At 65.9% G+C, this 21,415-nt stretch carries 16 protein-coding genes, 1 tRNA gene and 1 pseudogene; 13 read left to right on the plus strand and 5 right to left on the minus strand.

What is annotated here, in order from left to right:
- Window positions 1-737, plus strand: a pseudogene (locus AWC08_RS18015) (PE family protein); the annotation flags it as partial.
- A 293-nt stretch (window positions 738-1,030) separates the two neighbouring features.
- Here the strand turns inward: AWC08_RS18015 and AWC08_RS18020 are convergent.
- Together AWC08_RS18020 and AWC08_RS18025 are read right to left on the minus strand one after the other, a co-directional pair.
- Window positions 1,031-2,962, minus strand: a complete 1,932-nt coding sequence (locus AWC08_RS18020) for a fumarylacetoacetate hydrolase family protein (RefSeq protein WP_069433392.1) — start codon at window positions 2,960-2,962, stop codon at window positions 1,031-1,033.
- On the minus strand, window positions 2,959-5,223 hold the full coding sequence (locus tag AWC08_RS18025; protein WP_069433393.1) for an ATP-dependent DNA ligase: 2,265 nt from the start codon (window positions 5,221-5,223) through the stop codon (window positions 2,959-2,961). Before AWC08_RS18025 ends, AWC08_RS18020 begins: the two co-directional genes overlap by 4 nt.
- Window positions 5,224-5,246: 23 nt before the next feature.
- On the opposite strand from AWC08_RS18025, the gene AWC08_RS18030 reads away from it, so the two are divergent.
- From AWC08_RS18030 to AWC08_RS18045, 4 genes are all read left to right on the plus strand, one after another.
- Window positions 5,247-6,197, plus strand: a complete 951-nt coding sequence (locus AWC08_RS18030; protein ID WP_069433394.1) for a carbohydrate kinase family protein — start codon at window positions 5,247-5,249, stop codon at window positions 6,195-6,197.
- 4 nt (window positions 6,198-6,201) lie between these two features.
- A complete protein-coding gene (ku, locus tag AWC08_RS18035) occupies window positions 6,202-7,128 on the plus strand; it encodes a non-homologous end joining protein Ku (protein WP_069433395.1) in 927 nt (308 codons plus the stop codon).
- Between the two features lie 43 nt (window positions 7,129-7,171).
- Entirely contained in the window at window positions 7,172-8,296 is a 1,125-nt protein-coding gene (gene pstS, locus AWC08_RS18040) for a phosphate ABC transporter substrate-binding protein PstS (protein WP_065136773.1), read from the plus strand.
- A 225-nt stretch (window positions 8,297-8,521) separates the two neighbouring features.
- Window positions 8,522-10,645, plus strand: coding sequence for a serine/threonine-protein kinase PknD (locus tag AWC08_RS18045; protein ID WP_065136774.1), 2,124 nt, complete (start codon window positions 8,522-8,524; stop codon window positions 10,643-10,645).
- Between the two features lie 6 nt (window positions 10,646-10,651).
- Here AWC08_RS18045 and pstA read toward each other — a convergent pair whose 3' ends face one another.
- The 3 genes from pstA to pstS (AWC08_RS18060) are packed head-to-tail and all read right to left on the minus strand — an operon-like array spanning window position 10,652 to window position 13,662.
- Window positions 10,652-11,518: a phosphate ABC transporter permease PstA gene (pstA, locus tag AWC08_RS18050; RefSeq protein ID WP_142283650.1), complete on the minus strand. Its 867-nt coding sequence runs from the start codon at window positions 11,516-11,518 to the stop codon at window positions 10,652-10,654.
- Between the two features lie 41 nt (window positions 11,519-11,559).
- Window positions 11,560-12,531: a phosphate ABC transporter permease subunit PstC gene (gene pstC, locus AWC08_RS18055; RefSeq protein ID WP_069433396.1), complete on the minus strand. Its 972-nt coding sequence runs from the start codon at window positions 12,529-12,531 to the stop codon at window positions 11,560-11,562.
- A 12-nt stretch (window positions 12,532-12,543) separates the two neighbouring features.
- Entirely contained in the window at window positions 12,544-13,662 is a 1,119-nt protein-coding gene (gene pstS / locus AWC08_RS18060; RefSeq protein WP_069433397.1) for a phosphate ABC transporter substrate-binding protein PstS, read from the minus strand.
- A 1,009-nt stretch (window positions 13,663-14,671) separates the two neighbouring features.
- On the opposite strand from pstS (AWC08_RS18060), the gene AWC08_RS18065 reads away from it, so the two are divergent.
- The 8 genes from AWC08_RS18065 to AWC08_RS18100 all read left to right on the plus strand — a co-directional run bounded on the left by AWC08_RS18065 (window position 14,672) and on the right by AWC08_RS18100 (window position 21,229).
- Window positions 14,672-15,094, plus strand: coding sequence for a PIN domain-containing protein (locus AWC08_RS18065; RefSeq protein WP_065136777.1), 423 nt, complete (start codon window positions 14,672-14,674; stop codon window positions 15,092-15,094).
- Window positions 15,095-15,215: 121 nt separating this feature from the next.
- The gene (locus tag AWC08_RS18070; RefSeq protein WP_065136778.1) at window positions 15,216-16,007 is read left to right on the plus strand and encodes an SDR family oxidoreductase; all 792 of its coding nucleotides are present in this window, start codon (window positions 15,216-15,218) and stop codon (window positions 16,005-16,007) included.
- Window positions 16,008-16,017: 10 nt separating this feature from the next.
- Window positions 16,018-17,097, plus strand: a complete 1,080-nt coding sequence (locus tag AWC08_RS18075; protein WP_069433398.1) for an NAD(P)H-dependent amine dehydrogenase family protein — start codon at window positions 16,018-16,020, stop codon at window positions 17,095-17,097.
- A gap of 80 nt (window positions 17,098-17,177) precedes the next feature.
- Window positions 17,178-17,885 carry a flavodoxin family protein gene (locus AWC08_RS18080; protein WP_065136780.1) on the plus strand — a complete coding sequence of 236 codons (708 nt, stop codon included), beginning with the start codon at window positions 17,178-17,180 and terminating at the stop codon, window positions 17,883-17,885.
- A 77-nt stretch (window positions 17,886-17,962) separates the two neighbouring features.
- Window positions 17,963-19,204: an Nramp family divalent metal transporter gene (locus AWC08_RS18085; RefSeq protein WP_065136781.1), complete on the plus strand. Its 1,242-nt coding sequence runs from the start codon at window positions 17,963-17,965 to the stop codon at window positions 19,202-19,204.
- Window positions 19,205-20,275, plus strand: a complete 1,071-nt coding sequence (locus AWC08_RS18090; protein ID WP_069433399.1) for a poly-gamma-glutamate hydrolase family protein — start codon at window positions 19,205-19,207, stop codon at window positions 20,273-20,275.
- A 7-nt stretch (window positions 20,276-20,282) separates the two neighbouring features.
- Entirely contained in the window at window positions 20,283-21,107 is an 825-nt protein-coding gene (locus AWC08_RS18095; protein ID WP_085088056.1) for an LLM class F420-dependent oxidoreductase, read from the plus strand.
- 49 nt (window positions 21,108-21,156) lie between these two features.
- Window positions 21,157-21,229, plus strand: a tRNA-Arg gene (locus AWC08_RS18100).
- Window positions 21,230-21,415 lie beyond the last annotated feature (186 nt).

Below are 21,415 nucleotides of genomic sequence, written 5' to 3' on the forward strand. Positions count from 1 at the left end.
CGGGCGGACTGTTCACTAATGGCGGAGCCGGTGGAGTCGGCGGCTTCGGTGCCGGGGGTGGCGCCGGAGGCGCCGGCGGGGCCGGCGGGCTGTTCGCCGGCGGAGGCAATGGCGGAGTCGGTGGGTTCAACGCCAACGGTGTCGGCGGGACAGGTGGAGCCGGCGGTGCCGGCGGGCTGTTCGGCGCCGGTGGTGACGGCGGGGCCGGCGGGATCAGCTTCACCACCGGCGGCAAAGGTGGGGCCGGCGGAGCCGCCGGGCTGTTCTCCGGCGCGGCCGGCGGGGCCGGCGGCACCGGCGGGACGGGGACACAAGCGCTGTCGACCGGCGGCGTCGGCGGGACGGGCGGCAACGGCGGGTTGCTGTTCGGGTTCGGCGGCGCCGGCGGCGCCGGCGGGTTCGCTCAAAACTTTGGCGGGGCAGGAGGTGCGGGCGGCAACGCCGGCATGCTTTTCGGCCCCGGCGGCAACGGAGGCACAGGTGGCGAGTCGTACTCGACAGGTGGCAATGGCGGCGCCGGCGGCAAGGCCGGAACTTTTGGTGACGGTGGTAGCGGCGGCGCCGGGGGAAGCGCCGTAGGCGCCAAAGGCGGTACCGGCGGGGTGGGCGGCAGTGCTGTGCTGATCGGCAACGGAGGAAACGGCGGCAACGGCGGAGCCGGCATTACGGGAACAGCCGGCGCGGGCGGCATCGGCGGCAGTCTGCTCGGGCAAGACGGGATAAGAGGGCTGCCGTAGCCACCGCGGCGGCGAGGGTAGAAGTACCTCCCGCTGCCAACCGTGGGGTGAGGTGCCATGACTAGCAGGGCAATTGGGCGAACTTCATTGATTGGAACGCCGTTGGGGCTCGACGAAACCCGGCTCACCCGCACCAGCAACGCGATGGGCACCTTCGAGGCATGCCGCCGCAGCGGTTGAGCGCACGTTCTGCTGCATGGCCCTGGCGATGTTCAAGCCTGATACCCGACAGGTGATGTCAGCAGTCGCGTAGTCAGCAGTTAACATCCCTCTCGGTGCGGGCCACCGAGGCTTCACCTCTGCTGCCGCTTCGCCAGCCACTCCGCCTGCATCACCACCAACCCCAGCAACTCCTGCGCCGGCGTCTCCGGATCCAGTTCGCAATACCGCTGGTACATGTTGACCACCACCCGCTCGCAGTCCAGCCACGACGCATACTCACCCAAGTCGACAGCATCGACTGCTTCGGCGAACGACAGGCCCTTCCCGTAGAAGGCATCGGTCTGCTCGGTGATGTACACGAAATAGTCACGCACGGCACGGATTCCGTCGGGGTCACTCACCGGGCCGTGGCCCGGTACGACGGTGGGAGCGTCCAACGCGATCATGGTGTCGCACGCCGCGATCCAGTTGGCGATCGGGCCGGCCCAGACGATCGGCGTGCACCCGATGAACAACAGATCGCCACCAAACAACACGCCCGCATCGGGCACATGCACCACCGAGTCCGCCAAGGTGTGCGCGGGACCGAGGTTGAGCAGATCGACCCTGCGGCCGCCGACCTCGATAGTCAACGACCGCTCGAACGTCTGGTCGGCGTTGCGCACCTTGATGCCACGGAAGTCGAAGTGCCCGAAGCGGTCCCGCACAAACGGCGTCGCGACCGGACCCAGGTCGGCCACCTGGATGGTGACCAGCCGGTCGGCCGTCAGGTCGTGCGAGATCTCCTCGGCGGTGCCGGCCGCGGCAATGATACGAACGGCCGGGTCCAGCAGCTGGTTGCCGTGGGTGTGGTCACCATTCGAATGGGTGATCAGCGCCTGAGTGATCGGGGCGCCGTCGGTGATCGGCCGCATCGCGTCCAGCATTTCACGCGTCAACGGCAGGTCGAACAACGTGTCCACCAACAGCGACGCACCGTCACCGGCGACCAAACCGGCGTTGCTCCAACCGAATCCGCCATCCGGCAGCGTCCACGCCCAAACCCGGTCGCCGACCGAGTGCAGCCCCCGCGTATAGGGCACCTTGGCGGGCGCCGGATTGATCCGCACCGCCTCAACCGAAGCCGCTGGATTCGGGCGCGGCGCCAGCGGAACCGGCGCCGGCGTGGAGCGCACGGTCTGCCGGGTCTCCCCCAGCCCTTCGACCTGAAGCGTCACCACGTCGCCGTCGCGCAGCCAGCCCGGGAAGGACTCCGGCTTCCGAAGGTGCTCGACCAGCGTGCAGGTGGGCACGGTCCCGGAGCCGATCACGTCACCGGGCCGCAGCGTCACTCCGCGTGAGGCGTATGAGATGATCTCGCCGAACGTCCAATCCATGGCACCGGTGGAACCGGTACCGATGACGCGGTCGTTGACCAGTGCCCGCACGTCGAGGCTGAGCTTGCCGCCCCGGCGAAACGGCTCGAGTTCATCGGCAGTCACCAGATATGGGCCCAGCGTGACCCCGCTGTCCTTGCCCTTGGCCTGCCCGATCCGCAGCTGACCTTCCAGCATCTGCAGATCCCGCGCCGACCAGTCGTTGAAGATCGTGTACCCGATGATCGCCTGCTCGGCCTGCTCCACCGTAAAGTCGCGCCCGGTCACACCGATCACCGCGGCGACCTCCAATTCGAAGTCCTGCCAGGCGCTTCCGGGTGCCGAAGGGGCGTCGTCGTACGGGCCCAAGACGGTTGCGGGGCAGGCGAAGTAGAACGCGGGAATGCGGTACCAGGTATCGGCGAGCTCCCGACCGCCGCCCGTTGCCTCTTGACAGTTGCGCATGTGGTCCAGAAAGCACAGGCTGTCCCGGATCGACGGTGGCCGCGGAAGAGGCGCAGCCAGCGACACATCGGCGAGTGCTACCACCGCAGCCGGCGACGCCAACGCCGCTTCACCGGCCGCGCGCAGTTCGCCGCTCCCGATCAGGTCGAGCAACGTCGTTCCCGCTTCCACGGCATAGATCTGATCACCGGAAAGCACGCCGGTGCGTTCACCCTCGCCGCTGCGGTAGGTAACCCACTTCATTCGCGCACCACCTCACTCGGAGTTTTGTCGGGCCGCAGCCCACGCCAGCTGGGCTGGCGAAGCCGGTTGTCCGGGGTCCATTCGCTATAGCGCACCTCGCCGACCAGTGTTGGCCGCACGAAGGTGACCCCCCGGGCGTCCCGGGCGGGAAGCTTGGCGCTGAACGGTGATTCGACGGTGTGCAGCGGTTCCAGCGTCTTCTTGAGGTTGGCCAGGTCGCGATCGGTGAACCCGGTGCCGACCCGACCGGCGAACTGCAAGCCATCCGGACCCGGAATGCCGACCACCAGCGCGCCGATACCACCGCCGCGGCCGCCCTCTCCTTGCCGCCAGCCGCCGATGACGACTTCCTGGGTGTTCCAGTGCTTGTCCTTGATCCACGACGCCGAGCGCCGGCCGGGCTGATATGTCGAGTCCCGCTTCTTGGCGACCACGCCCTCCCAGCCACGCCCGGCCGAATATTCGAGTGCCTCAGCGCCGTTACCGGGCAACAGTTCGGGAACGATGAGATCTCCTGCGGAACCTAAGGTTTCCAGCAGCCGACGGCGATCGGAGTACGTAGCCCGAAGCAGGGACCGGCCGTCCAGGTACAGCAGGTCGAAAGCCCAGAATTCGATGCGGGTGGCGCGCACCCGGTTCTGCATCTGGTGGAAGCTGGGCACGCCGTGCTCGTCGAGTGCCACGACCTCACCGTCAAGGATCACGTGGTGATCGGCGAGATGGGCTGCCACCGAACGCAACTGCGGAAACTCGGGCGTGACGTCGCGACCGCTGCGGGAGCGCAGCGCAATGTCGCCGTGGTCGGCGTCGACCAGCAGCCGGTAGCCGTCCCACTTGCCTTCGAACGCCCACTGACCCTTCTTCAAGCCGGACACGGATCCGTGCGTGGTGAGCATCGGAGCGAGCCCGTCGAAATCGAAGACCTTCTGATCCTTCATCCGGTGCGCCAGCCACTGGTTGCCGTTGGTCTGTATCAGCGCATACCGCCCCGATATCCGGCTGCCGTACAAGGTGAAGATCACTTCGTCGTCGCGGAACTTTTCGGCCTCGTAAGTGCCCGCATCCCAGATGATCACCTTGCCGGCCCCGTACTCCCCTTTCGGGATGGTCCCCTCGAAGCCGCCGTACTCCAGCGGGTGGTCTTCGGTGTGCACCGCCAGGTGGTTCACCGAGGGGATTTCCGGCAGGTTCTTCGGGATCGCCCAGGACACCAGCACGCCGTCACGTTCCAGCCGGAAGTCGTAGTGCAGCCGGCGGGCGTGGTGTTCCTGGATGACGAACGTATTGTTCTGCCCCGCAGCAGGTTTCGCCCGAGGCACCGGCTCGGGAGTCTTGGACGCGTCACGCATGCTGCGGTACTTGCTCAACCGATCCGCGACGGGCGCGTCGGCATCCAGCTCGGCCAGCAGATCACCGTCGCGCGCCACCCGGGCCAGCACCTCGTCGTAGGTGAGGTGACGCAGGTCCGGGTCGTCGAGCTCCTCCCAGGTGCGCGGGGCGGCGACAGTGGGATGTTCCCGGCCGCGCAGCGAATACGGCGCGATGGTGGTTTTCGCGCCGTTGTTCTGGCTCCAGTCCATGAAGATCTTGCCGGCCCGCAGGCTCTTGGTCATGGTGGAGGTGACCAGCTTCGGCATCGTCTTTTCCAGTTGCTGCGCAACACGTTTGGCCAGCACGCTGGCGCCTCGGCTGCTCACCGGCTCATCCAGTGGACTGTAGAGATGCAGGCCCTTGCTGCCGCTGGTCAGCGGATAGGTCCGCAGCCCGATGTCGGCGATCAGGTCCCGCACCTCGCGTGCCACATCGGCCAGCTGGGCCATCGTCACACCTTCGCCCGGGTCGAGGTCGAACACCAGGCGGGTCGCCGGGCCCGGCTTGAGGCTTTCACCGGCCCTGGTCCACTCCGCCTCGAACCGCCATTGCGGCACGTGCACTTCCAGCGCCGCCTGCTGCGCGATCCAGGCCAGGCCGTCGACACTGTCGATGATCGGATAGGTGGTGGTTCCGGAGCGGTGGGTAACGCTCGCGCGGGGCAACCAGTCCGGCGCCGAGGATGCCAGTTGCTTCTCGAAGAACGAATCGTGGTCGACGCCGTTAGGCCAGCGTTTGCGGGTGGCCGGGCGACCCGCGATGTGCGGCAGCATCACCTCGGCGATACCGGTGTAATAGTCGAAGATGTCGGCCTTGGTGGTCCCGGTCGCCGGATAGAGCACTTTCTCGGCATTCGTCAGCTTGACCTGCTGCGGTGCCGCCGTACCCATACAGCCAACGTAACGTGTCAGCCATGGCGCGTGGGCTGGTCATCGGTGAAGCGCTGATCGACATCGTCGACGGGCGATCCGCGCATGTCGGCGGCAGCCCGCTCAACGTTGCCGTCGGACTGGCCAAGCTCGGCCGCGGGGTCGACTTCCTGACCCACATCGGCACCGACGCTCACGGCCGCCGCATCGGCGATTACCTGAAAAATGTTGGCGTGCACCTTGTTCCGGGCAGCAGCGACGCCGCGCATACCTCTACTGCGATGGCCACGGTCGCCGCTGACGGCTCGGCCACCTACGAGTTCGACCTGGACTGGCGGCTCGAAGGCACACCACCCGTACCGCCGCCGCTGTTCGTGCACACCGGCTCCATCGCAGCCGTCCGCGAACCGGGCTGCCTGGCCGTCGCCGCGCTGCTGGACGCCTACCGGGTTTCGGCGACGGTCACTTTTGACCCCAATGTGCGGCCGTCAGTGATCGTCGACCGCGATCAGGCGTGCGAGCGCATCGACAACCTCGTCGCCCGTGCCGACGTGGTCAAGGTCAGCGACGAGGACCTGCGCTGGCTGGCACCCGACCGCGCGCCGGAGGACACCGCGCGCGCCTGGCTGGCCTGCGGACCCGCGATCGTGGCGCTGACGCAGGGCGCGCGCGGCGCCGTGGCCTTCTGCGCGGCCGGCCAGACCGGGGTGCCTGCCAAGCCGGTCGACGTCGTGGACACCGTCGGCGCCGGTGACGCGTTCATGGTGGGTCTGCTCGACAGGCTCTGGGAACTGAGCCTGCTCGGCGGTGACCGGCGCGACGAGCTGCGCCGGATCGGACTCGACACGCTGACCTCAGCACTGGATGTCGCGGCCATGGCGTCCGCGCTGACGGTCGCGCGCGCCGGTGCGGACCTGCCCGACTGGGCCGCGTTGCAAGTGCGCACTCAGCCGCGGGTGTCACCGGATTACCCGGGTGCGCACGGGGCATACTGACAAAATGCGCTCCATCTGGAAGGGCTCGATCGCTTTCGGCCTCGTTAATGTGCCGGTCAAGGTGTACAGCGCCACCCAGGACCACGACATCAAGTTCCACCAGGTGCACGACAAGGACAACGGTCGCATCCGCTACAAGCGCGTGTGTGAGGTGTGCGGAGAGGTCGTCGAGTACAACCATATCGCCCGCGCCTTCGAATCTGACGACGGCAAGAGCGTGATCATCACCGACGACGACATCGCCACCTTGCCCGAGGAACGAAGCCGCGAGATCGAAGTATTGGAGTTCGTCCCTGCCAGCGAAGTCGATCCGATGCTGTTCGACCGGAGCTACTTCTTGGAGCCGGATTCGAAATCGTCCAAATCTTATGTGCTGCTGGCCAAGACGCTCGCCGAGACCGACCGGATGGCGATCGTGCATTTCTCGCTGCGGAACAAGACCCGGCTGGCTGCCTTGCGCGTGAAGGACTTCGGCAAGCGCGACGTGATGGTGATCCACACACTGCTGTGGCCGGACGAGATCCGCGATCCCGATTTCCCGGTGCTGGACAAAGAGGTAGAGATCAAACCCGCCGAGTTGAAGATGGCCGGCCAGGTGGTCGAGTCGATGGCCGACGACTTTGACCCGGACCGCTACCACGACACCTACCAGGAACAGTTGCAGGAACTCGTCGACGCCAAACTCGAAGGCGAAGAAGCGTTTACGGTGGAAGAACAGCCCACCGAACTCGACGAGACCGAGGATGTCTCCGATCTGCTCGCCAAACTGGAGGCCAGTGTCAAGGCGCGCTCGAGCGCCAAAAAGGAACCGGCCAACAAGGAACCGGCGAAGAAGGAGCCTGCGAAAAAGGCACCCGCCGAAGCGGCGAAGAAGGCGCCGGCCAAGAAAGCTCCGGCCAAGAAGGCCGGCACCAAAGCCACCAGCAAATGAGCACCCGAGTAGTAGGCTCATCGTGCTGCCGAGAGGAGTTGCCGTGAAGTTCACTCGATCTGGCGTCGCCCTCAGCCTGCTGGTTGTCACCGCGCTGCTGCTGTCGGGATGCGGGGGCAATTCCGGCAAATCCTCGTCCTCGTCGTCCAGTGCCGCGCCGGTGGTCCCGGTGAACTGTGGGGGCAAGAAGAAGATCCTGGCCGGCGGTTCGACTGCGCAGAAGAACGCGATGGAGCAGTTCGTCTACGCCTATATTCACGCCTGCCCCGGCCACACCCTGGACTACGCCGCCAACGGCTCGGGCGCCGGCATGAAGGCCTTCCTCGGCAACGAGACGGACTTCGCCGGTTCGGACTCCCCGATGAATCCCGACAAGGGCGAACCGGACCGGGCCCGCGAGCGGTGTGGCTCGCCGGCCTGGGACATCCCGGTCGTCTTCGGCCCGATCGCGGTGACCTACAACATCAACGGAATCAATTCGCTGAGCCTGGACGGACCCACCATCGCCAAGATCTTCAACGGCGCCATCACCAAGTGGGACGACCCCGCTATCAAGGCACTCAACCAGAGCACCAACCTGCCACCCACGCCGATCCACGTCGTGTTCCGCGGCGACCAGTCCGGAACCACCGACAACTTCCAGCGCTACCTGGACGCGGCGTCCAACGGAGCCTGGGGCAAAGGCACCGGACAAGCGTTCAACGGCGGCGTCGGAGAGGGCGCCGCCGGCAACGACGGCACATCGCAGGCCATGAAACGAACCGACGGGTCGATCACCTACAACGAGTGGTCGTTCGCGGTGGGCCACCAGCTGAACATGGCCCAGATCATCACCTCGGCCGGCCCGCAGGCGGTGTCGATCAGCGCCGAGACGGTGGGTAAGACCATCGCCGGGGCCACCTTCAAGGCCGGAAGCGACGCCAACGACCTGATCGTCGACACGTCGTCCTTCTACAAGCCGACCCAGGCCGGCGCCTACCCGATCGTGTTGGTCACCTACGAGATCGTGTGCTCGAAATACCCCGACGCCCCGACCGGTCAGGCGGTAAAGGCGTTCATGCAAGCCACAATTGGGGACGGGCAGGTCGGTTTGGACGAGTACGGCTACATTCCGCTGCCGAACTCCTTCCAGTCGAAATTGGTGCCGGTGGTCAACGCCATCGCGTGACCCCAGGTAACATCACAGGCATTGGCCGACAACGGATTTCGGCGCGTACATTTCGAGGGAGACAAGTCCGCCGTCGGGCGGTCCGTTACTCACTCGTGATTCAAAATTCATCCTGAGTCGCCGGATTTTGTTGTGTGCCCGCTCTCGGAGGATTTACCGTGTGTTAACCATCAGTTTCGGCGCGACCGCGCCGGTGGCGTCTGCCGGGCGAAGGGAGCATCGACGGTGACCAACACCGGGTCGGAATCGCGGGTGGGTTCGCGCTTTGGGCCCTATCAGTTGGTGCGCCTGATCGGCCGGGGCGGAATGGGTGAGGTCTACGAAGCCGAGGACACCCGCAAGCACCGGGTGGTGGCGCTCAAGCTGATCTCGACCCAGTTCTCCAACAATCCGGTCTTTCGATCCCGCATGCAACGCGAGGCCGACATCGCCGGCCGCCTCAACGAACCGCACATCGTGCCGATCCACGACTACGGCGAACTCGACGGACACTTCTTCGTCGAAATGCGCCTGATCGACGGTGTCTCGCTACGTTCCATGCTGACGCAGTTCGGGCCACTCACCCCCGCCCGGACCGTCGCCATCATCCGGCAGGTCGCCGCGGCACTGGACGCCGCGCACGCCAGCGGCATCACCCACCGCGACGTCAAGCCGGAGAACATCCTGGTCGCCCAGAACGATTTCGCCTATCTCGTGGACTTCGGTATCGCCCGTGCGGCGCACGACCCGAACCTGACGCAGAGCGGAATGGCCGTCGGCACCTACAACTACATGGCCCCCGAACGGTTTACCGGCGACGACGTCACATATCGGGCCGACATCTATGCCCTGGCCTGCGTGTTGGGTGAATGTTTGACCGGGGCACCGCCCTACCGGGCCGACAGCGTCGAGCGCTTGATCGCCTCGCACCTCATGGAGCCGGTCCCGCGGCCCAGCGTGTTGCGGCCTGGCCGTGTCCCGGCCGCACTCGACCAGGTGATCGCCAAAGGCATGGCGAAGAACCCCAGTGAGCGCTACATGACGGCCGGCGACCTCGCCATGGCCGCGCACGAAGCGCTGAGCACGCCCGAACAGCGCCAGGAGGCCACCATCCTGCGTCAGGGCGACAACGAGACGCTGATGCTCCCAGCGGTCGACCCGGGAGCGGGCGGCTGGAATAGCCAGGGCGGCTCGGGTTCCCACCCCAGCAGCCCCGCGACCATGCGGGCCCCGGTCCCCCCGTTCCGCACCGGTGACGAGACGATGGCCCAACCGCTGCCGTCGAACACCGGCGGATGGCGAGAGCGGCCTCAGAACAACTCCGATCAATTCACCCAAGCCGCCCCGGTTGCCGCCGCCGGCTGGGCCAGCCATCCCGGCGTCGCCCCGTCGGGCCCGGTCCCGATGCGCCCACCGCCCTACCAGCAGCCGTCACAACCGCACGCGATGACACCACCGCCACCCGAGGCACCCAAGTCGCGTAAGTCGCGCAAGGCGTTGATCATCGGCGCCGCCGCAGCGGCCGTGCTGCTGGTCGTGATCGCCGCCACCGCCTTCTTCCTCACCCGGCCCGGCGGCAACGGGTCCTCGACCCAGAACGCGACCGGACAGCAGACGATGCCGTTCAACGGTCTCAATTTCCGCTTCGCCCCAGGCGGGGTCGCGGTCGACCCCAGCGGCACCATCTATGTCACCAACCAGACGATGTACGGCCGCGTGGTGGCGCTGCCGGACGGCTCCACCTCCCCGACGGTCAAGCCGTTCAACGGGCTGTACGAACCGCAAGGCATCGCCGTGGACGCCGCCGGCAAGATCTACGTCAGCGACTTCAACAACCGGGTGGTGGCGCTGGCAGGTGGGTCGAACAACCAGGTGGTGTTGCCGTTCAACGGGCTCAACTACCCCGAGGGTGTCGCGGTGGACCCCCAGGGCAGCGTGTATGTCGCCGATCGCGGCAACAACCGGGTGCTCAAGCTGGCCGCGGGCAGCAATGCGCAGACCGAGTTGCCGTTCCAGGGCTTGAAGAACCCCGACGGGGTGGCGCTGGACAGCGAGGGCAACATTTACGTCACCGACACCGACAACAACCGGGTGCTGATGCTCGACGCCGGGACCAGCAATCAGACGGTGCTGCCGTTCACCGGCATGAGCGCGCCGTGGGGAATCACCGTCGACGGCGCGGGCAACGTCTACGTCACCGAGCACGACAACAACGTGGTGGCGAAGCTGCCGGCCGGCGCGACCGCCTCGGTCGAGCTGCCGTTCAACGGCCTGAACACCCCGTTGTCGGTAGCGGTGGACAAGAAGGGCAACGTCTACGTCGCCGACCGCGGCAACGGCCGAGTGCTGCGCCTGCCACCCGGGTCCTGACCCGGATCAGCGCCGCCGGGTCGCCAGGAACCGCATTCCCGCGGCCGACAGGTTGATCACGGCCACGATGATGATCAGGGTCAGCGCCGCTCCCCAGACCCGCAGGAAACCGGCGTGTTCGGGGTTGGTGAGTTCGGTGTAGATCAGCAGCGGCAGCGACGCCATGTTGCCGTTGAAGATGTCATAGTTGATCGACCGGCTGTAACCGACCAGCACCAGCACCGGCGCGGTCTCGCCGATCACCCGGGCGACCGCCAGCAGCACACCGGAGATGATGCCCGGCGTCGCGATGGGCGCCACGATCCACACGATCGTCTTCCATTTCGGAACGCCCAGGGCGTAACTGGCTTCCCGCAACTCGTCCGGTACCAGCCGCAGCATCTCCTCGGTGGAGCGGACCACCACCGGCAACATCAGCAGGACCAACGCCAAGGACACCGCGAAGGCACTCTGCTGGAATCCCAGCGTGGCGATCCAGAGGCTGAAGATGAACAGCGCGGCCACGATCGAGGGGACGCCGGCCAGCACGTCCACCATGAAGGTCGTCACCCGCGCCAGCCGGCTGGTGCCGTATTCGACCAGGTACACAGCGGTCATCAGACCCAGGGGTACCGCGATGACCGCCGCCACACCCGCCTGGGCCACCGTCCCGTACAAGGCCTGGTAGACGCCACCGCTGAATTCCTCCGGCAGCACCCCGCGCAGCGAGTGCGTCCACCAGTCCGCCTGGACGACCGCGTGCCAGCCGCGCGCGATCACCACCGCCAGCAGCCAGACCAACGGCACCAGCGCGATCAGGAACGAAGCGACGAAGAAGCCGGTCGCGACATTGTTCGTGATCCGGCGCCGCAGGCTCAGGTGGCGGTACAACATCGCCTTGACCGGTTGTTCGAGCGCGGCGGCACTGATTTGGGTCACCCGTTGACCTTTCCGCCGGCGACCGCGCGGGCCGCGGCGTTGACCATGAACGTCAGCACGAACAAGGCGAAGCCGGCCGAGATATAGGCGCCGGTGGGCAGCGGCTCGCTGAATTCCGACGCGGCCGAGGCGATCTTGGAGGCAAACGTGTAGCCGCCGTCGAACAACGACCAGGTCCCCGGCTTGGCGGCCGATCGCAGGATGATCAGCACCGCCACCGTCTCGCCCAGCGCGCGACCCAGACCGAGCATGGACGCCGCGATCACACCGCTGCGACCGAATGGCAGCACCGTCATCCGGATCACCTCCCACTTCGTCGCGCCCAAAGCCTGGGCGGCTTCGATCTGGATCGGCGGGGTCTGGCGGAACACCTCTCGCGACACGGATGTGACGATCGGCAGGATCATCACCGCGAGCACGATGCTGGCGGTGAAGATGGTGCCCCCACCGGCCAGCGACACGTTGCCTCTCTCGAACAGAAAGAACCAGTCCAGCTTCTGGTTCAGGAAGGTGGCCACCGGCAGCAGCTCCGGGGCCAGCACGAAGATCCCCCACAACCCGAAGATGATCGACGGGACGGCAGCCAGCAGATCGACCATCGCCCCGAACGGCCGGGCCAGCCGCTTGGGGGCGTACTGGGTGATGAACACGGCGATACCGACGGCGATCGGTACCGCCAGCGCCAGCGCGGTGATCGAACTGAGCACGGTGACCATGAACAGGTCGCGGATACCGAATGCCAGCTTGTTAGTGGAGGTGTCGAATTGCGCGCTGGTGAAGAAATTGGCCTGGTTCGCCTGCAGCGACGGAATCGCCTTGATCAGCAGGAACACCGCAATGAGCAGGATCGCTGCCACGATCGTCGACCCCGCCGCCGAGGCGACCAGCCTGAACAGGCGATCCGCCCGTCGCGCCGCGCGCGCGTCTACCTCCGCTAGCGCATGTTTTGCTAGCGGGGCTTTGACCACGTGAACCTCAGATCAGGAGATCGCGTTGACCGCGGTCGACAGCCTCGCTTTGAACGAGTCCGGGATGGGGACATAACCGTTGTCACCCAAACCATTCTGGCCGCCGCCGATGGTCGACTGCAGGAACGCCTTCACGGCCGTCCCGACCTGCGCGTCCGGATACTTCGAGCAGACGATCTCGTAAGTGGCCAGGACGATCGGGTACGAACCGGGCTGCGTGGGCCGGTAGAACGAGATCGTGTCGAGCACCAGGTCGTTGCCCTGGCCGGCGATCGTCGCCCCGGAGATCGTCTTACCCACCGAGTCGGTGCCGATGGCCACCGGCTCGGGACCGGCCGAGGTGATGATCTTGGCCATGTTCAGGTGCTGCCCCTGGGCGAACGACCACTCGTTGTAGGTGATGGAGCCTTCGGTGTTCTTGATGGCCGCCGAGGTACCGTCGTTGCCCTTGGCGCCTTCACCCACACCGCCCTTGAACGCCTTCCCGGCGCCCTTGCCCCACGCGCCGTTGGACGCTGCGTCCAGGTAGCGCTGGAAGTTGTCGGTGGTGCCGGACTCGTCACTGCGGAACACAACGTGAATCGGCGTGGCGGGCAGGTTGGTACCCGAGTTGATCGCCGCGATCGCCGGGTCGTTCCAGGTGGTGATGGCGCCGCTGAAAATCTTGGCCAGCGTCGGCCCGTCCAGGTTCAGGGAGCTGACGCCCCCGAGGTTGTAGGTGACCGCGATGGGGCCGAACACCACCGGCAGGTTCCACGCCGGCGCGTCACCGCAACGCTTCTGCGCCGCGGCCGCCTCATCCTTGCCCAGCGGCGAGTCAGAGCCGCCGAAATCGGTTTGGTTGCCGTTGAATTCGCTGATGCCCGCGCCGGAGCCGTTGCCGGTGTAGTTCAGCGTCTGACCCGGGCAGGCCGATTCGAACGCCTTGACGAACCGGGTCATCGCGTTGGCCTGCGCCGTGGAGCCACTGGCCTTCAACGTCTTCTTGCCACCGCAATTCACGCTGCCCGACGAGCCGCCCGACGTACCTTGGCTGCCCCCACCGGCATTGTTGTCGCTACCGCACGCTGACAACACCAGTGCCCCTGAGGCCAGGACACCGAGCGCGGCGCCAAATCGGTTGAGTTTCAATTCACTTCCTATCGGTAGACTCGAAACATACTAACCGCCGCCCCTCCGCCACGGCTTATCCGACCAGACCCTTTCCTCACTCCCTTGCCGCTAGATTAACAACAGGTAACGCGCGGTGAAAGAGTCGGCGAAAGCGACGTTGCCGCGCTTCCCAAGCGGCCCCGGTAGCGGCATGTCCCCCGACCCAGCCACGAAACGTGGCCAACGTTGACAAAAGCACTGTCGCCAAACGCAATTCGGCGATCGACGGGCACCTGCCGGATCTTGCTGCCGAACTGCGGGGTGACCGACGGCCGATGCGGACGTCTCGGACCAGACGGTGCCGGCCGGCGACGCCGAATGCGGCCACCTGAGCGCTCAGTTCGCACCCCTCAGTCTGAGAAATACCGTGGAATGCGGCGGGGTGCGTGTCGGGCAAGACTTGAGAAGCTGCCGTCGGGCCAATCTCGAATCACGTACTTGCCGACTTCTGCCCCCACATAACAAACGACTAAGGTGACCAAATTCCAGGGTGCCCAGCCGGCCTCCGCCTGGCACTCGACATTGACCACGAAACAGTCTCCCGCAGAAGCGGGTTGGATCTTCCCGTCGTCGGGCGGTTCACCTTCGCGGCCACTGGACCGATCCGAAACTGGCTCGACGGTTCCACTTCTGCAGAACTCCTGCCCAGAAGGTTGGGAATTCACTAACGCAACTTAACCCAATGGCAGACTGCAATTCGATGCACAAATTTATTATTCTGTAAAGCTGCTTTACAGTGACCACTGGTCATATAACTTTTCGATAACAAACCTTTTATGGGGTGCCATTGTTCGAGCGCCCCCTATTAGCTTGGGCGCTTACCCGTCGGCTCAATGGCGACCGACGACCGCACGCTCACGGCTCTCGTTTCAGCGTCGCCACCACAATCGCGCGACCGCTTCGCAACGTCCGCGCCAGTGCACACATCGGTCCAAATACAGCCACCCGAAGGGGGTTTGGTGAAAAGCACAGCAAAGCGCGGCCAAGCGTGGCTCTAGTAGGGCGCTACCTCATCGACACCAGCGCCGCCGCCAGGATGTCCCACCCCGAGGTGTCACGCCGGCTACATGCACTGCTCGCCACCGGGGTCGTTGCGACCACCGCGGCTCTGGATGCGGAAGCGCTCGCTGCGGCGCCGGGACACGACGAATACGAGAAGCGGTTGGCCGAGCACCGTTCGGCGCGCGAATATGTGCCGACCAACGACGAGCATTGGCACACCGCCCTGGGTGCGCAGCGGGCACTGGCGAAGCTCGGCGCGCACCATGCGGTCGACATCGCCGACCTGCTGACCGCCGCGCTGGCATCCGCCCACAAACTGGTCGTGGTGCACTACGACACCTGTTTCGAGACGGCCGCGAAGGTGCTGACGTTCCAGCACCGGTGGGTGATGCCGCGCGGCACCATCTGACGGCATCGGCCGGGGCCTCCTGGGTTACGTTTCTTGCCCGGTATGACAAAGTAGAACCTGTTACAGAAATTCTCCCGGAGCGGTGCACATCGTTTCGGCCGTCTACTGAAACGAGGCGCTCGTGATCCTCGACAGGTTCCGTCTGGACGACAAGGTCGCCGTCATCACCGGAGGCGGGCGCGGGCTGGGTGCGGCCATGGCGCTGGCCTTCGCCGAAGCCGGCGCTGACGTCGTCATTTCATCACGGACGCAGTCGCAGCTGGAAGAAGTGGCCGAGCAGGTCCGGGCGACCGGGCGCCGCGCCCACGTGGTCACCGCCGACCTGGCGCACCCCGAGGACACGGCGAAGTTGGCCGGCGCGGCCGTGGATGCCTTCGGGAAACTAGACATCGTCGTCAACAACGTCGGCGGCACCATGCCCAACACGTTGCTCACCACGTCGACCAAAGATCTCAAGGATGCCTTCACATTCAACGTCGCCACGGCGCATGCTTTGACCATCGCCGCCGTGCCGTTGATGCTCGAACACTCCGGCGGGGGCAGCATCATCAACATCACCTCGGCCATCGGCCGACTGGCCGGCCGCGGCTTTGCCGCCTATGGCACCGCCAAGGCCGCGTTGACCCACTACACCCGCTTGACCGCGCTGGACCTGTGCCCGCGTATCCGGGTCAACGCGATCGCGCCGGGGTCGATTCTGACCTCGGCGCTTGATGTAGTGGCCTCCAACGATGAGCTGCGCGCACCGATGGAGAAAGCGACACCCCTGCGCCGCCTCGGCGACCCGGTCGATATCGCCGCTGCCGCAGTGTATTTGGCATCACCCGCTGGGGGCTTCCTGACCGGCAAAACCCTGGAGGTCGACGGCGGCCTCACCTACCCCAACCTCGACATCCCCGTCCCGGATCTGTGAGGAGCCGACCATGACAATACGCGTCGCACAACTCGGCACCGGCAACGTCGGCGTCCATTCACTCAGAGCTCTGATCGACAACCCGGAATTCGAACTCACCGGTGTCTGGGTGTCCTCAGATGCCAAGGCGGGCAAGGACGCAGCCGAACTTGCCGGCCTGGACGGGTCGACCGGCGTGCTGGCCACCACCGACCTGGACGCCGTACTGGCCACCAAACCGCAGTGCGCTGTCTACAACGCCATGGCCGACAACCGTCTTCCCGAAGCGCTGGAAGACTACCGGCGCGTGCTGGCGGCCGGCGTCAACATCGTGGGCAGCGGACCGGTCTTCCTGCAGTATCCATGGCAGGTGTTACCGGAGGAGCTGATCAAGCCGATCGAAGATGCCGCGCGCGAAGGCAATTCGAGTCTTTTCGTCGGCGGAATCGATCCCGGCTTCGCCAACGACCTGCTGCCCATGGCGTTGGCCGGTACCTGTCAGAGCGTCGAGCAAGTGCGGTGCATGGAGATCGTCGACTACGCGACCTACGACAGCGCCGTGGTCATGTTCGACGTGATGGGTTTCGGCAAGCCGCTCGAGGAGACACCGATCCTGCTGCAACCGGGCGTGCTGAGCCTGGCCTGGGGTTCGGTGGTCCGGCAACTTGCTGCGGGCCTTGGCATTTTGCTTGACGAGGTCACCGAGAAGTATGAACGGGTGCCAGCACCGGAGGCCTTCGACATCGCGTCGGGCCACGTCCCGCAAGGCAGTGCGGCAGCACTGCGGTTCGAGGTGCTGGGCATGGTCGACGGCCGGCCGGCCGTGGTGCTCGAGCACATCACCCGGTTGCGCGAGGACTTGTGCCCCGACTGGCCACAGCCCGCACAGCACGGCGGCTCCTACCGCGTGGAGATCACCGGTGAACCGTCCTACGCCATGGACATCTGCCTGAGCAGCCGGCGCGGCGATCACAACCACGCCGGGTTGGTCGCCACCGCGATGCGGGTGGTCAACGCGATTCCCGCGGTGGTAGCCGCCCCGGCCGGGATCCGTACCACCCTGGATCTGCCGCTCATCCCGGGCCGTGGGCTGTATCGGCCGGCTGACTGATTGCCCCTGGCCGCGGCACTGGCCGGCAGCGGTATCCTCACCGCGAAAACGCCACCACTAACCCGGCAGGTAGGCAGACCTTGACCACTGACGACGCCCTGCGCGCCCTGTTCATCAACGCGACCCTGAAGCGTTCCCCGGATCTCAGCCACACCGACGGACTGATCGAACGCAGCGCCGGGATAATGCGCGAGCTGGGTGTGGAGGTCGACACCCTACGCGCGATCGACCATGACATCGCCACCGGTGTGTGGCCGGACATGACCGAACATGGTTGGGAGACAGACGAATGGCCCGCCCTGTATGAGCGGGTGTTGGCCGCCGACATCCTGGTGCTGTGCGGCCCCATCTGGCTGGGCGACAACAGCTCGGTAATGAAGCGCGTGATCGAGCGTCTCTATTCGTGCTCCCATCTGCTCAACGAGCAGGGGCAGTACGCGTATTACGGACGGGTCGGCGGGTGCCTGATCACCGGCAACGAAGACGGCGTGAAGCACTGCGCCATGAACATCCTCTACAGCCTGCAGCACCTGGGGTACACGATCCCGCCGCAGGCCGACGCGGGCTGGATCGGGCCCGCCGGCCCGGGGCCGTCCTACCTCGATGAAGGCTCGGGCGGTCCGGAGAACGACTTCACCAACCGCAACACCACGTTCATGACCTACAACCTTGTTCACGTCGCGCGGATGCTGAAGGCTAACGGCGGCATATCCGCCGAGGGAAACCAGCGCACCCAATGGGATGCCGGGTGCCGGCCCAGCTTCGCCAATCCTGAATACCGGAGCTGACCTGCGCGATAGCGGCGACGCGTCAGATTTCGGCTAACCTAACTTTTTACTTCGACAGATAGGCACAGGTCGCGGAGTTGGCGCAAGAGACGGCAATCTCGGACCCGGCGGGTTCGGATAGGGCGGGCTGGTATCTGCTGGGTCCGGCCTTCGTCGCCGCGATCGCCTACGTCGACCCCGGCAACGTCGCCGCCAACGTCAGCTCGGGCGCGAAGTTCGGCTATCTGCTGTTGTGGGTGATCATCGCCGCCAACGTGATGGCCGGTCTGGTGCAGTACCTGTCGGCCAAGCTCGGGCTGGTGACCGGGCATTCGCTGCCCGAGGCGATCGGTCGCGGAATGGGGCGTCCCACCCGGCTGGCCTTCTGGGCACAGGCCGAGATCGTCGCCATGTCAACCGATGTCGCCGAGGTGATCGGCGGGGCGATCGCGCTGCGCATCCTGTTCGGGCTGCCGCTGCCGCTGGGCGGACTGATCACCGGGGCCATCTCCCTGGTGTTGCTGCTGATCAAAGACCGCCGGGGCCAACGACTGTTCGAGGCGGTCATCACCGGGCTATTGCTGGTGATCGCGCTCGGGTTCACGGCCAGCTTCTTCGTCGCCACACCGCCGGCGGGCGAGGTGATGTCCGGGCTGGTGCCGCGCTTCCAGGGCGCCGAAAGTGTGCTGCTGGCCGCCGCCATTCTGGGCGCCACCGTCATGCCGCACGCGGTCTATCTGCATTCGGGACTGGCCCGGGACCGGCACGGCCGGCCCGAAGCCGGCACGCCCCGGCGGCGGTTGCTGCGCATCACACGCTGGGACGTCGGGGTGGCGATGGTGATCGCCGGCGGCGTGAACGCCGCGATGCTGCTCGTCGCCGCGTTCAACATGCGCGGCCATGGGGACGTGGCATCCATTGAGGACGCCTATGGTGCGGTGCGCACCACCTTGGGCCCGACGATCGCGGTGCTGTTCGCGGTCGGGTTGCTAGCGTCAGGCTTGGCGTCGTCGTCGGTGGGCGCCTATGCCGGAGCGATGATCATGCAGGGGTTGCTGCACTGGTCGGTGCCGATGGTGGTGCGTCGACTGGTCACGCTGGGCCCGGCGATCGCGTTGCTGGCGTTGAACGTCGACCCGACCCGAACCTTGGTGCTCTCCCAGGTGGTGCTCTCGTTCGGGATTCCGTTTGCGGTGCTGCCGCTGGTCCGTTTGACCGCGAACCGGAAGCTGATGGGCACCGATGCCAACCATCCCGCCACGACGGTTGTTGGCTGGGTTGTGGCGGTGATGATTAGTCTGCTTAACGTGGCACTGATCTATCTGACGGTGACGGGCTGAATGCCGGTCCGCCGGCACCTGTACTTCGCATACGGATCCAACCTGTGCGTACGACAGATGGCGGCACGCTGTCCCGATGCCGGTGACCCGCGTCCGGCGGTGCTGTCCAACCACGACTGGCTGATCAACGAGCGCGGCGTCGCCACCGTCGAGCCGTGCCCAGGAAGTGAAGTGCACGGCGTGTTGTGGCGGCTTTCCGATCATGACCTGACCGTGCTGGACAGCGCCGAGGGCGTGCCGGTGCGCTACCGGCGGGACGAACTACACGTGCACACCGACGCGGGTCCGTCACCGGCGTGGGTGTACATCGACCACCGGGTGACACCCGGACCTCCCCGGCCCGGCTACCTGTCGCGCATCATCGACGGCGCAATACACCACGGGCTGCCGCAGCGCTGGATCGACTTTCTGCACCGCTGGGATCCGAGCCGCTGGCCTTCGCCGATGTCGTCGGATGGCACTGGGCCACAGTCGCTTTCAGCGTTGTTGAGCGAGCCCGGGATAGTGGAGCTGAGCCGCTTGCGGTCACGGTTCGGCTTTCTCGCGATCCACGGTGGCGGGCTCGAGCAGATGACCGACGTGATCGCCGAACGGGCTGCCGAGGCCGCGGGCGCCTCGGTGTATGTGCTGCGTCATCCCGACCGCTACCCGCACCACTTGCCGTCGTCACGGTTCGATCCTGCCGAGTCGGCCCAGTTGGCGGGATTTCTCGACCACGTGGACGTCGCCGTCTCGCTGCACGGCTACGGCCGGCTCGGGCGCGGCACCCAACTGCTGGCCGGCGGAAGCAATCGCGCACTGGCCGCCCATGTCGCCGGGCACATCAGGCTGCCCGGGTACGAAGTCATCACCGATCTCGACGCGATCCCCGCGGAGCTCAGAGGGCTGCATCCGGACAACCCGGTGAACCGGGTACGCAGTGGGGGAACACAGCTGGAACTGCCGGTTCGGGTCCGGGGTCTCAGCCCCCGCAGCCCCCTTCCCGGCGCCGACGGTTTGTCACCGGTCACGTCCAGTTTGGCGCAGGGGTTGGCGGCGGCAGCCCGTTCCTGGCTGTTGTCTTCGGATTAGTTGGAGGTTGTTGGTGGACAAGGATTTTCGGTTCGGCTTGAGCATCCGCTACTTCAGGTCGCGGGATGCGCTGGTGGAGATCGCCAAGCGTGCGGAAGACATCGGTTTCGATGTCCTCTGCGTGCCAGACCATCTCGGCGCGGCCGCGCCGTTTCCTACGCTGACGGCGGCGGCCATGGTGACCGAGCGAATCCACCTCAGCATGTACGTGCTCAACGCCGCGTTCTACAAGCCCGCGCTGCTGAGCCGCGATATCGGGGCCCTCGACATTCTCAGCGACGGCCGCCTGGAGGTTGGGCTCGGAACCGGTTATGTCCGAGAAGAATTCGAGGCCGCGGAGTTGCCCTATCCGAGTGCCGGTGCGCGTGTAAACTATCTGCAACACATGACGGAGTACCTGACCGAGCATCACCCGCGGGTGCCGATCATGATCGCCGGCAGCGGCGACCGCGTGATGCGACTGGCCGCCCGGCACGCCGACATCATCGGGCTCACCGGCGCGAAGGTGCGAGACGTCGAGGACCCACTGGCCGAGCGCATCGAGTTCGTCCGCAACGCCGCCGGTGACCGGTTCAGCGCACTCGAGCTGAACCTGGTGATTACCGCGGTACCCGCTCCCGACGAGACGATGCCGAATCTGTCCCTGACCCGTCGCAATGCGCCCGACCGTTCCGACGAGGAGTTGCTGGCCATGCACTCGGTGCTCAGCGGCTCCCCGCGGGAGATGGCGGAGAAACTGGTCGGCCACCGGGAGAAGTACGGCGTCACCCACTTCACCGTTCAGGACAACCACATCGACAACTTCGCCAATGTGATCGCCGAACTGCGCTGATCGGTGAGCGGTCGGTAATGGCCAGTACGCCCGGTAAGCTCAGCCCGTCGCCCCCGTAGCTCAGGGGATAGAGCACGGCTCTCCTAAAGCCGGTGTCGCAGGTTCGAATCCTGCCGGGGGCACAGTAGCCGTTTGTATGACTTCGGCTGATGCCTGACAGCGCTTGACCCGCGACGGCGACCGCCCGCGCCGCAGCCTCGCCGAGTGTTAAGTGACAGCGAGATTTTCGGCCTCAATGTCAAGTGGTTAGTGCAACGCGGTTAGGCGGCTTGATCGAGCAGGGCTGCTAAGCGTTGGGCGGGGGTGTC

Source organism: Mycobacterium gordonae (assembly GCF_002101675.1).
Lineage (GTDB): Bacteria > Actinomycetota > Actinomycetes > Mycobacteriales > Mycobacteriaceae > Mycobacterium > Mycobacterium gordonae.

What these genes read in the sequence shown, in the direction of transcription:
- AWC08_RS18020 (WP_069433392.1), bottom strand. Translation starts at nt 2,962, where the DNA reads ATGAAGTGGGTTACCTACCGCAGCGGCGAGGGTGAACGCACCGGCGTG.
- AWC08_RS18025 (WP_069433393.1), bottom strand. Translation starts at nt 5,223, where the DNA reads ATGGGTACGGCGGCACCGCAGCAGGTCAAGCTGACGAATGCCGAGAAA.
- AWC08_RS18030 (WP_069433394.1), top strand. Translation starts at nt 5,247, where the DNA reads ATGGCGCGTGGGCTGGTCATCGGTGAAGCGCTGATCGACATCGTCGAC.
- ku (WP_069433395.1), top strand. Translation starts at nt 6,202, where the DNA reads ATGCGCTCCATCTGGAAGGGCTCGATCGCTTTCGGCCTCGTTAATGTG.
- pstA (WP_142283650.1), bottom strand. Translation starts at nt 11,518, where the DNA reads ATGTTGTACCGCCACCTGAGCCTGCGGCGCCGGATCACGAACAATGTC.
- AWC08_RS18075 (WP_069433398.1), top strand. Translation starts at nt 16,018, where the DNA reads ATGACAATACGCGTCGCACAACTCGGCACCGGCAACGTCGGCGTCCAT.
- AWC08_RS18090 (WP_069433399.1), top strand. Translation starts at nt 19,205, where the DNA reads ATGCCGGTCCGCCGGCACCTGTACTTCGCATACGGATCCAACCTGTGC.